The sequence below is a fragment of the Ruegeria sp. BI12 genome, from assembly GCF_056537985.1.
In genome coordinates this window covers 224,851-237,013 of the sequence record NZ_JBQFSL010000003.1, presented here as the reverse complement: position 1 = coordinate 237,013, position 12,163 = coordinate 224,851, and the positions used below count along the sequence as shown (strand labels likewise).

The window sequence follows — 12,163 nt, the reverse complement described above, 5'->3', positions numbered from 1 at the left end:
GTGATGCAGCGTCCCCTTTACGAAACTGCTTCTCCTGAACAGCTTACACATGCCATGGAAAAAGCTGCGGGCAAGCTGCTGATCGTCGATTTCGACGAGACACTTTGGCTGCGAAATTCCACCGAGTGCTTTCTCGCCCATGCGCGTCCTGCTCCTTTGGCGGCGGCAATCTTGCGCGGTCTTGATTTGACACGCCCGTGGAGGATCATTGGCGGGCGGCGACGGGCGCGAGATTATCGTGATTGGCTTCGTGTGATGGCCATCGCGACGTTGATGCCATGGACCCTTCGCAGTTGGGCACGCATCGCTCCCAAGCTTGGTCGCACTTTCGCCAACACAGCACTTGAAGACCTAATAGGCAAGGCTCGACCGGCGCGGTTTGTCGTTTTCTCAAATGGTTATGAAGCTATTATCGCGCCCTTACTGCAATGCTACCCCGGAACCCGACCTGAGCTTGCAGCAGCATCCCTAAGATCCGGCTGGAAGTGGCGCCGCGCAGGCAAGCTTGCGAATGCCGAAGCGTATTTTGATGCTGGACAATTGGATGATGCCACAGTGGTGACGGACCACGAAGATGACGCCGAACTTTTGGCACGGGTCAGTAACGGTCTGCTGTGCGTCTGGCCTGACGCCCGATACGAAAAGGCCTTTGCCAAACGTTAGCGGCCTCTATTGAGCAGTAGATGCTGGGTGATGCACAAATTCAATGGATCTGGTCCAGCGGCCTTTTGATGCGCACGTCAACCCCAACCGGCACGCGTATGTTATTTGTCTTTTTGCACAGGGGTGATCGAAGGTATTGCCCAAGCGTCATGTCGATGAGCCTTTGGCGTCGCCATTGTATGTGGCTTCGTGTGAGTGATTCTGCCTAAGAGTGTTTCGAATCCAGAAACATAACACTAGGGTAGTTTCAAACTGTTACCGATTTTGTTCGTGTCGTCCAATCGAGTTGCGTTTATTGAAGGTAGCGCTGTCAACGCGGCGTCTGTGTTTATTCTGAGGCTGAAATTGCAGACTTCAATTTACTGTCGCACCAACAAATTGAGCATGTAACAGCGTTGGTAACAAAGAACTTCAAGTTGTTCCGGTTCATTTTGAATGATTGTCGAGGCACCCATACCCACCTGAAGGTCCGCTGCGTCAAAAAGTACTAGCATTGCAATTTGAATTTCGCCCGGTGGTGTATGACGCTGGAATTGTCTACGTTTGTGCAACCTTCGTGGCGACATGCGTCAATTTTTTTAATGAGTTTGAGGTGCACTGGAGAATGGCGGACAAAATCAACATTGCCGTTGTTGGCCTGGGTAAAATGGGCTTGTCCCACTATGCCATAGCCAATGTGCATCCGATGGCCAACGCAGTAGCCTGTGATGACTCCAGATTCATCAGCGATGTGCTGAAAAAGAACGCGCAAGTTACAATTCACAGTGACTACGCAAAGATGCTTGCCACTCAGGATTTGGATGCGGTCGTCATTGCGACCCCGTCACGTCTGCATGCGTCCATGGCCTCCGCCGCCCTAGAAAAAGGTTTGCACGTCTTTTGCGAAAAGCCGTTTTGCCTTAACTGGCAGGATAGCCTCCGTTTGGCGGAGTTGGCGAAAGACAAGGGCGTCGTCACGCAGGTTGGCTATCACTACAGATATGTTGGCGCGTTCCGGGAAGTCAGTAGAATCCTGAATTCCGGAGCACTGGGTAATATCACACACGTGCAGGCCGAAGCTTATGGACCCGTCGTACTGCGTCATCGGCGTAGCACCTGGCGCACTGACAATTCCGAAGGCGGCGGCTGCCTTTATGATTATGCGGCTCACCCTTTGAACCTTTTGAACTGGTTCTTTGGTACTCCAACGCAGGTTTCCGGCTCAGTTCTCACGCGCGTTTTCTCAGAAGATGCAGATGATCAGGTGATGTCGACCTTACGATGGGATAATGGACCCACGGCACAGCTTTCAGTCAACTGGTCTGACGAGAGCCATCGAAAAATGTCGACGAAGATCACAATGATTGGAACCAACGGACGCCTTTTCGCTGACCGTCAGGAGTGTCAGCTTTATCTACGAAATGCTGATCCTGAATTGCCGACTTATACCAAAGGCTGGAACGTCAGATATACGACAGATCTTACGGACGACGTGTGGTTCTATCTGCGAGGCGAAGAATACTCAGCCCAGCTTGACGGATTTATCACCGCTGTGGCCCAAGGAAAACCAGACCTCATTTTAAACGATTTTGCTTCTGCCACCGAAACCGACAAAACCATGTCGATGATATTGGCCAATGCCGACACCGGTATGCCTGTTGGTGAAGCCCCGATCGTCACGCAGCCCGCGCCCGCGAAAAGGCGTGGATGGTTTCGTCTTTAAGGAGTGCATGACGTGGATAAGTTGCTTTTCGGCGATAATCAGTTTTTTGGCGTCAACCACATGTCCGAAGAAAAAGCGCGGGCGCAAGCGATGCGTTTTCAGAGAACTGACGCGATTATGGATGTTCTGGATGTTGCCTATGATGCGGGTATTCGCACTTTCATGTGTACGACCCATGATCAGATTTCAGAAGTGGCTGATCGTGTTCGGGCCGATCCCGTTCGTTACAGCGATTTCCAGTTCTACCCCTGTATGCCCTACGCGCATAAATACGCCAACGCCGTAACTGACCACGGTATGTTGGGGGCCATAAGACACCTCATGCCTAATGATGGTCTGTTTGCAACCGCGCTTGCGGGGACAAAAGCCCTAGCTTCAAAAGAAATGGATGGCATCGCCAGGGCAATGATTGATATGGAGATGAAAATGTTCACGGGAGCAAAAACTCCTGTTGTTTTCATACAGAACGTCTTTGCTGATTTATTGATTGGCGTGGGGTTCCATCGGGCTTTCCGAATTTTCCACGATCACATCCAAGAGAAATATGGCGCCGAGCCTGCTTACATCACAATGAACATGCCGCTGCTTCTTGATATACTGGAAAAGCAGGGCATTGAACGCCCAATAATCTGCTCGAATATCAACAAGATCGGCTTCCGTATGTCTGGCGGATATGATGCCTATCTTGACGCATTGAAATCCGGACGTGTGCGGGCTGTCGCTATGTCTGTTTATGCCTCTGGGGCAATCCCAGCAGATGAAGCAATCCACTGGATATCAGAGCTCCCGGGCGTTGAATCGATTGTGTTTGGGGCTTCAAGCGCGGGAAATATTCGTGGGACGAAGGCGTTGGTTGACAAATACATTGGCGGACGACGCAATGCTTGAATTGGGCCGGTCAAACTACTCGGCCGTTCCGACACTCCTGATGTCCTTATTGTCAAACTTTTGCAAACAATAAGGCATGCCCGATACAATTGCGTTTTTTGGATCCGGGAGCATGCATATCTGTTGGGGTAGGCCGAAATCCGATGCGTAATGCTCTGCGCGCTGACGCTTTGATTTTCAACCATAGTGCAGGTGCCAAAATCGGTTTAAGGGCCAGAACGCTAAGCGCCGATTATTCCTAACTAATCTTGAAAAGCCAGAAACAAACGGTGACCAGCTGTTTCATATGCCTCGTTTTTCTCAGATCAATTAAACCGATACTTAGGTTTGATTGGCGACCTGAGAGTCTGCTTGGTCAGGAAAAATGGCTTTGGGTGACGTTCCATCCATGCTACCAATTTCGTGTTTGTTCATTGTTTTGAATGTAGTTATGCCTGATCAGATTTTTCCAAAGAGCGGCAAGCTTTCGTGCCGAGGTTGCGGCAAAGGTTTAGCCGAAACATTTGTCGATCTGGGCGCCACGCCGCTGGCGAATTCGTATGTAGATCCGTCCAGAATTCTCGAGCCAGAGCCATTTTATTCGCTTCATGCATATGTTTGCCCAGACTGTTGGCTAGTCCAATTGCCAGCTGTCGAACAGCGCGAAACCATATTCAATGAGGATTATGCTTATTTCTCGTCCTTTTCGTCGACGATTCTGAATCACGCAAAAGGCTATGTCGCCGAGATGACCGAACGATTTGGGATCGGCCCGGAACACCGGGTTGTCGAGATCGCAAGCAACGACGGCTATCTGCTTCAATATTTTCACGCAAATGGCGTATCTACGCTGGGGATTGAGCCATCGGCAGGAGTCGCAAAGGTCGCGCGCGAAAAAGGTTTGCCAACGGAAATTCGCTTTTTCGGCCGAGAAACTGGTGAATGGCTGCAAAGCGAAGGCCTGCAGGCTAAACTTCTTCACGGTGCAAATGTACTGGCCCATGTCCCGGACATTGACGATTTTGTGAGCGGCTTCCATTCGGCCCTGGCAGAGGGCGGGGTGCTTACAATGGAGTTCCCGCATCTGCTGAATCTGATCGAAAAGAACTACTACGACACGATCTATCACGAGCATTATTCCTACCTCTCATTGATTGCAGTTCGGGAGATTTTTGAACGCCACAAGCTCAAGGTCTTCGAAGTGCAAGAGATCGCGCCACAAGGTGGGTCGTTGAGAGTGTTCGCCTGCCGTGCGGAGGACGTGGATACCCATCATCCGGTGTTGCCATCCGTGGCCGAACTTGAAGTTCGCGAAGTGGCTGAGGGTTTAACGTCGCTCAATCGATACCGGGATTACGCGAAACAGGTTCACAAAACAAAGCGGGATCTGTTGAGGTTCCTGATGGACGCACAGGAAGCTGGAAAAACCGTCGTCGGGTACGGAGCACCCGCCAAGGGAAACACCCTTTTGAACTTTTGTGGCGTCAAGACGGATCTTCTTGAGTACACCGTTGATGTGAGCACTGCCAAAATGGGCAAGTTGCTGCCAGGAACACGTATTCCGATCCACGCGCCAGATAAGATTTTCGAGACTCGGCCCGACTATGTGCTGATCCTTCCGTGGAACATCAAAGAAGAGATCATGGACTCGATGAAGGGCATCGTCGAATGGGGCGGAAGATTTGTTGTTCCATTGCCCGAAGTAAAGGTCTTGGAGTAGTGATGATGGCGGACCGCGCGGATACCCCCGTCGGGGAGTTGCTTCATTCTCAGCTCGTTCGCCTATATCCAATATGCCGTTCAATCACGGGCCCAGGTGTGCGCGAAACGCTCTCGCTGATAGGCGAGCATATTCCACTTTCCGTCACCGAGGTCCCTTCAGGCGAACCCGTTCTGGATTGGCATGTTCCAAAGGAATGGACCATTCGCGACGCTTGGGTTGCTGATGCCTCCGGGAACAGGGTGATCGATTTCCAAAAGCACAATCTGCATATCGTAAGCTATAGTCGTCCGGTGCACACCCGCATGTCACTGTCGGAACTGAAGCCACACCTGCATTCGGATCCTTCGAATCCCGACTGGATTCCCTATAGAACCGGGTACTACGCGGAGAACTGGGGTTTTTGCCTGCCGCACCGTGATCTTGAGGCTATGCAGGAAGGGGAATATGAGGTCGTCGTGGACGCAACGCTTGAGGACGGATCTCTCACCTACGCTGAGTGTGTCATACCAGGGCAAACGACGGATGAAATTCTACTGTCGGCCCACATTTGCCATCCCTCTTTGGCCAATGACAACCTATCATCGATTGTGGTTGCGACTGAACTTGCACGTCGACTATTGAAAGGGCCGCAGCCGCAGCACACAATCCGTGTTCTGTTTATCCCCGCCACAATTGGCGCGATCACTTGGCTCGCGCGCAACGCTGCTACCGTTGACCGGGTCAAGCATGGTCTGGTGCTGGCAAACCTCGGCGATCCGGGTGCGATTCACTACAAGAAAAGCCGCCGAGATGACACAGAAATCAACCGGGCAGTCAGATTGGTGATTCAGGATCAACCGGATCACAAAATGCTGGAATTCGAACCCTATGGTTACGACGAAAGGCAGTTCTGTTCGCCGGGTTTTGACATGCCAATGGGTTGTTTTTCACGAACGCCATATTCCCGTTTCCCAGAGTATCATACCTCGGCGGACAATCCCGAATTCGTCAGACCGGAAGCGTTGGAAGACTCGTTGACCCGGTTGGAGAAGGTAATCGATATCCTTGAGCGTGACAAAAAGTTCATGAACCTCAACCCGAAAGGGGAACCGATGCTTGGACGACGCGGGTTGTATGACGCGATTGGTGGCAGATCGGACTCCAAAGAGCAGCAGATGGCGTTGCTTTGGGTACTGAACTATTCGGATGGAGATCACAGTCTTTTGGATATCGCGGAGCGATCTCAACTTGGGTTTGATCGTGTGGCGCATGCGGCAGAAATTTTGCGGCAACATGGCTTGCTGGTAGGCGCGTCATGAGGTTGGCTCGATTTGAGTCGCAAGTTGCCTTGGTTACAGGGGCAAGCGGTGGAATCGGCGGCGCAATTTCCGAGGCTTTGGTGGCCGAAGGTGCCGAAGTTCATGCATTGTCGCGTAAGACGAAACAGAGTGATCGACTTACCTGGCATAAAGTTGACCTCTCTGATGACGGGGCGATGGAAGCTGCTGCCAACCAAATTGCATCCACTATCGATGAGCTTGATATACTTGTTCACGCCGCTGGCGACTTTGCCATGGGCACCGTTGCGCATTCGCCGATCACGGATTTAGACCGAATGTGGAGAATTAATATGCGCGCCCCTTGGGTTCTGACGAAGGCGTTATCACGCGCGCTATCAGCCCGACATGGATCGGTAGTTTTTTTGAACTCATCGATCTGGAACAACGCCCGAGGTGGCACCGGCGCCTATTCAGCCAGCAAATACGCGCTCAAAGCCTTTGCTGACGCCTTGCGTGATGAGTTGAACCCGGTCGGCGTCCGTGTCTTAAGCGTCTTTCCTGGTCGAACGGCAAGTGCCATGCAGCAAGGTATTTTCGCAGAAGAGAACCGAGCTTATAATCCAGACCTTCTGCTGCAGCCGGACGACATATCGCAGATTGTGCTTCAATCTTTGTCGTCGGCAAACACAGCGGAAGTGACCGACATTCATGTGCGCCCGGCTAAAAAGTTCTAGCCGTCCAGGTAAAAACCCAAGCTGCAACAATGGAACTTGGGTGGTTGCAGCATTCAATCCGTTTGGCTTGGCGGGGTCGCAAGTTGAACTCACTTAACAATCTTTTGCTTCATCCGCGGCGGTGCATGCTAAGATCAAAATGAAATTTTTCTTCGGTGAATCAATTTGAATACAGTCGGCACCAACCCAGGCCTCCGTTTGGTTTCAAGACTTCGAACCAGAAAGAGTTTGCCTGCAGCAAGCAACGTCGTGTTCAACGCGAGATTCAAAGTGCCGTATTACCAGTCATTGTATTTGTAGAGAGAAGCCTCGTGAAAACCGCTCAAGAAGTTGTCTCCACCGATTTGGAATATATCGCTTCCAAGCTTGGACCAGAATTTGAAACCATGTCAGGCCGAAGCCTTTTGATTATCGGAGGGGCAGGCTTTTTGGGGTATTATTTGGTGCAATCCGTGGTCCATTGGAACAACGTTTCGGGTCAAGCACCGATCAAGATAACTGTGTTTGACAATTACATGCGCGGCGTACCGGATTGGCTAAAGTCCATACAGGATGATGACAACGTTACACTGGTCACCCATGACATTACGGAACCGTTGCCGGACGACATGGCCGATTTCGATTACATCATCCACGCGGCTTCAATCGCTTCGCCAATCTATTACCGCCAACACGCGCTGAAGACGATGGACGCTAATGTCGGTGGATTGCGGTATATGTTGGACTACGCTTTGGCGCAGCATTCAAAGGAAAAACCGATCAAAGGGTTTCTCTTTTTTTCAACATCCGAAATCTACGGTGACCCAACCCCCGAAAGCATTCCAACTCAGGAAACGTACCGGGGAAATGTGTCGTGCACTGGCCCAAGGGCTTGCTATGACGAGTCCAAGCGATACGGCGAAACGCTTTGCGTCGTGTTCGCCCAACAACACGATCTGCCGATCACGATAGCGCGCCCGTTCAATAACTACGGCCCAGGCCTGAAAATTTCGGACCGCCGAGTGCTGCCGGATTTTGCCCGCGATATCTTTGCTGAACGCGATATCGTGATGTTCAGCGATGGCGCGCCCACTCGGACATTTTGCTATGTCGCGGATGCCGTCTGCGGTTATTACAAGATTCTGTTGAACGGAAAGCCGGGCGAAGCCTACAACATTGGTATTGAAGACCCCGAAATCTCTATGGCTAATTTGGCCGAGCGTGTTATCGCAATTGCCCGCGATGAATTTGGCTATCAGGGCAAAGCGGTTTTTCAAGTCTCGGAAGACAAAGACTACCTTGTCGACAATCCCAATCGTCGTTGCCCGGTCATCGCTAAAGCCCGGTCCGATATTGGCTACAACCCCGAGATCGGAGTGGACGAGGGGCTGCGTCGCGCAATGATTTGGTACAGCGGCAATCGAGACGCAGAGGATATGTGATGCGTGTATCAGTCATAGGAACGGGATATGTTGGGTTGGTCTCGGGCGCTTGTCTGGCAATGAAGGGTCACGACGTGGTCTGTGTCGATACGGTTCAGCAGAAAATAGATCAGATCAACGCCTGCACGCCGCCTATTCACGAAGACGGGTTGGCAGATATCTTGTGCCAGACTGTAGGCCAAACGCTGCACGGAACGACAGATCTGCGCGATGCGGTTTTGTATTCGGACATTTCGCTGATTGCTGTAGGCACGCCGTTCGATGGCAACGAAATCGACCTGAGGTATATCCGCGACGTGTCGCGCCAGATTGGTGAGGTAATCAAGGACAAGGATGCCTATCACGTCGTAGTGGTAAAAAGCACAGTCGTTCCGGGAACAACTGACACGGTTGTCAGGCCAATTCTGGAGGAGGCTTCGGGCAAAAGAGCGGGCCAAGATTTCGGTATTGGCATGAACCCTGAGTTTCTCAAAGAGGGCGAAGCCATCACGGACTTCATGCATCCTGACCGCATCGTTATCGGCGGAGGTGATGACCGTGCGATCGCCGCGATGGACGAGCTTTACTCCGTTTTTCCTAATGTTGATATCGTAAGGACAAACCCTGCTACCGCGGAAATGATAAAATACACCGCGAACTCTTTGTTGGCGACTTTGATCTCATTCTCGAACGAGATCGGAAATCTCTGCGCCAATGTGGGAGTTGATGTAGTCGAGGCGATGGAGGGTATGCATCTGGACAAACGCTTTACTCCCATCCTACCGGAGAAAGCGGAGCGCATCTGGCCCGGTTTCATAACTTATCTGGCGGCCGGTTGCGGTTTTGGGGGCAGCTGTTTCCCCAAAGATGTAAAGGCGCTGATTGCGTATGGAGAAAACGCCGGATCTCCGATGCCTTTGCTGAATGCAGTAATGCAGACCAATAATAAGCAACCCGGCCAGATGCTGGACCGATTGAAATCTCATTTCCCTGACCTTCGCGGCAAGCGGATTGCTGTCTTGGGCCTGGCTTTTAAACCGGGAACTGATGATATCCGAGAAAGCCCAGCTTTGACCATTGTCCACAAGTTACTGACCGAACAGGCTGAGGTCGTCGCCTATGATCCGGTTGCGCGCCACGAAGCTGAGGCTCATTTTAGCGACTCAATTGCTTACGAGGACGAACTGAGCCGGGCGATCGAAGGTGCGGACGCGGTGATGATAGTGACCCGATGGCCCGAGTTTTCAAAATTGCCCGAATTGGTCAAAACGTTTGTCCCACAACCGCTGGTCATCGACGGACGTCGGATGATCCCGAAAGACAGTGTCGCGAATTACGAAGGAATTGGGCTGCAGGGTTTGGTGCGCTGATCGCCCAAACGTCCGAGGGCGACTTGGCCGGACAAACGATCCAGAGAGAGTGGAGAGCGCAAGAGGGTTCCCAAGGGAATATGGCCGTACTTATTGCCTAGAACGCAAAGTGGTCCACAGTTTGGATCGTGAATAAACGCCCGAAACTGCTTGGCTTGAAGTCGTTTTAGGAAATCGTTTCGAGGTCGGGCTGTTCTGACTGGCTTATACCTAGCTGTCGGGACATGTCATTCAGGCGACTGTGGCGATCTATCATGGCCACGGTTTCCGGCAGATCCAAATACTCTAATACACTGGCCCAGCGGTGCACCCAGTCGTGCCTTTGCAGCGAATTGGCGAAGTTTATTTTCCGCCTACGATGTTGTTCAGCCGGGTTGTCCAGCAACGCCAGAAGGCTTTCCAAGGCCTCGTCCGAGTCTTCAGGCAAACGGAACACTGCTTCGGGCCAATCAAAGTACTGATAGTAGTCAGGTGTTTCTGGCGCGTATCCAACCTGAACTGCACCGCCCGCCATTCCTTCGATTTGTCGGGGCCCCCATGCGAGATGTCCTGAGCATTGGTCCTTGTGGCCAAATTTTGCGATGTCCACTACGAAAAGTTTACTGTGTTGGATGATACTGGCCAGTAGTTCGCGGTGCGCGGATTGCTGCTCGGTGACCGGAGGTTTAGTCGCCGTGTCGTACAGGTAGAAGCCGCCACGGGCTTTCATTGCTTTTACCAGCTTCTCATGCAGCTCTGGACGCCTTCTACCCATTGAATAGACGTCAACAGGCCTTTCAACACGTGACGCAGCCGGTGCAAATCGCACCATATCTACAGCTGCAGGCATTTGGATAACGGGCTTACCCGTCAAGCGGTGCAGTAGTTCGCAAGTTTCAGCAAACGCGCAGGTTATCAGATCAAATTCGGACAAGGATTTAATCAAAGGGGAATAAAGAGCGACGTCAGCAGCCCACACCTCTTCGAGAACGCAGATTGCTACACCCGTTCTTTCGCGCCAATTCGGGATAGCATCCAAGGCAAGCAGCTCAATTGGTTTTTGGACATTGCAAACAAAGACATCATAGTCTTTTTCAAGCCGTGTCTTCGGCACGCCAGATGTCCAATATTTGAAAAGACCCGTGTGTTTAGACAGCCATCTTTTGGGATTAACCTGAACGCGCGTTTGTTGGGCGCGGGCTGGCATCAAGATATCCGCGCCCTCGACCTGAGCGACCACATCTTCGAATTCGTACCCAGAGCAGCGTGAAATACCTGTGTTCAACTTGCGTTGAGAGAAAATCAAGACATCTCGTCGGGCTTGTTTGAAATTCATAGAACTCGTCAACTTAATACTCCTACTAAACACAAAATTAACAAATCTCTCACCCGTCCGAAACGACGCTCAATGACGAGTGATCGTCCAGACTGTACCGCAGGGAGCAATGGGTGTCTGGCATAGGTGAAACCACTTGAAGCATTGTGCAGCCCGAGGGCAGGCGGCACTAAAGTGATTTATATCGCACCCAATCACCGGGATGCGCGCCACGACCAATACCCAGCCGGTGTCTGTCTCCATTCTGCCCCGACACATCGTCCCGAGCGCCATTTTTTTCTTCCCAAGTCGCCCACGGACGGTTCCCGCTTTTCCACATTTCTTCTAACCGTCTTTTGTCTGCTAGGTGGTCCATGCAGTACCAGAAACCGGAATGGCGATAGGCCATCAATTCGCCCAGCTCCATCAATTTAGGAAGAGGCCCCTCTTCCCACATGATGTCGTCGCCATTGACGCTTGCAACCGCGTCGAAAACTTCGGGTTCGAGCACGAAGAAGCCGCCATTGATCCAGTCAGTCGCTACTTCTGGTTTTTCCATGAAACCTTCCACTAGCCCATCTTCGCGCACCTGAAGGTGACCGAAGGTCGTTAGCGGCCGGACCATGGTTATGGTTGCCAGTTTGCCATGAGATTTGTGGAAAGCCAATAACGCGTCCAGATCAACATTCGAAACCCCGTCGCCGTATGTCAGCATGAACGTGTCATTGCCAAGATATGGTTGCAAACGGGCCAGCCGACCCCCGGTCATCGTTTCGGTGCCCGTGTCAATAAGATCGACAGTCCAGGGCGGCATCTGGGTGTCTATGGCTGAATTCCTATACTCTGGTTCGCCAAACAGCTCGCGCTTGGCGAAATCGACGCGCAGATTTCCGTCATGCTGACAAAGATCCGATATGTACTGTTTAATCAGATCGCCCATGTACCCCAGGGCCAGTACAAAATCGTGATGACCATAGGTCGAGTAGTGCTGCATGATGTGCCACAAAATCGGGCGGTTCGCGATCTCAACCAGTGGTTTGGGACGAACCCGTGTTTCTTCGATTAGGCGCGAGCCCTTGCCGCCTGCAAAAATAGCTGTTTTCATGTGGGTCTCCCACCGAATAGGAACTCGTTAAGGCTTAAAAAGATAA

The 12,163-nt window shown here is 51.8% G+C and carries 10 protein-coding genes; 8 read left to right on the top strand and 2 right to left on the bottom strand.

The window, feature by feature from the left end; translation table 11 throughout:
* Positions 1-3 precede the first annotated feature (3 nt).
* The 8 genes from ACR0AK_RS20085 (at position 4) to ACR0AK_RS20050 (ending at position 9,718) form a co-directional block, all read left to right on the top strand.
* Positions 4-663 (top strand): hypothetical protein, encoded by a 660-nt coding sequence (locus ACR0AK_RS20085; RefSeq protein WP_170561735.1) that lies wholly within the window; start codon positions 4-6, stop codon positions 661-663.
* A 604-nt stretch (positions 664-1,267) separates the two neighbouring features.
* Positions 1,268-2,365 (top strand): Gfo/Idh/MocA family protein, encoded by a 1,098-nt coding sequence (locus tag ACR0AK_RS20080; RefSeq protein WP_480794710.1) that lies wholly within the window; start codon positions 1,268-1,270, stop codon positions 2,363-2,365.
* Positions 2,366-2,377: 12 nt separating this feature from the next.
* Positions 2,378-3,253 (top strand): hypothetical protein, encoded by an 876-nt coding sequence (locus ACR0AK_RS20075; protein WP_480794709.1) that lies wholly within the window; start codon positions 2,378-2,380, stop codon positions 3,251-3,253.
* A gap of 364 nt (positions 3,254-3,617) precedes the next feature.
* A complete protein-coding gene (locus ACR0AK_RS20070; RefSeq protein WP_480794708.1) occupies positions 3,618-4,952 on the top strand; it encodes a methyltransferase domain-containing protein in 1,335 nt (444 codons plus the stop codon).
* Positions 4,901-6,253 carry a DUF4910 domain-containing protein gene (locus tag ACR0AK_RS20065; protein WP_480794707.1) on the top strand — a complete coding sequence of 451 codons (1,353 nt, stop codon included), beginning with the start codon at positions 4,901-4,903 and terminating at the stop codon, positions 6,251-6,253. The genes ACR0AK_RS20070 and ACR0AK_RS20065 overlap by 52 nt, the downstream gene beginning before the upstream one ends.
* Positions 6,250-6,948, top strand: a complete 699-nt coding sequence (locus tag ACR0AK_RS20060; RefSeq protein WP_170561746.1) for an SDR family NAD(P)-dependent oxidoreductase — start codon at positions 6,250-6,252, stop codon at positions 6,946-6,948. The genes ACR0AK_RS20065 and ACR0AK_RS20060 overlap by 4 nt, the downstream gene beginning before the upstream one ends.
* A 311-nt stretch (positions 6,949-7,259) precedes the next feature.
* Positions 7,260-8,369, top strand: coding sequence for an NAD-dependent epimerase/dehydratase family protein (locus ACR0AK_RS20055; protein WP_480794706.1), 1,110 nt, complete (start codon positions 7,260-7,262; stop codon positions 8,367-8,369).
* A complete protein-coding gene (locus ACR0AK_RS20050) occupies positions 8,369-9,718 on the top strand; it encodes a UDP-glucose dehydrogenase family protein (protein WP_480794705.1) in 1,350 nt (449 codons plus the stop codon). Before ACR0AK_RS20055 ends, ACR0AK_RS20050 begins: the two co-directional genes overlap by 1 nt.
* Positions 9,719-9,884: 166 nt before the next feature.
* Here the strand turns inward: ACR0AK_RS20050 and ACR0AK_RS20045 are convergent, their stop codons facing one another.
* Complete coding sequence (locus ACR0AK_RS20045; RefSeq protein ID WP_480794704.1) at positions 9,885-11,033, bottom strand: glycosyltransferase family protein; 1,149 nt, start codon at positions 11,031-11,033, stop codon at positions 9,885-9,887.
* Between the two features lie 169 nt (positions 11,034-11,202).
* On the bottom strand, positions 11,203-12,117 hold the full coding sequence (locus tag ACR0AK_RS20040) for a sugar phosphate nucleotidyltransferase (RefSeq protein ID WP_282170098.1): 915 nt from the start codon (positions 12,115-12,117) through the stop codon (positions 11,203-11,205).
* Positions 12,118-12,163 lie beyond the last annotated feature (46 nt).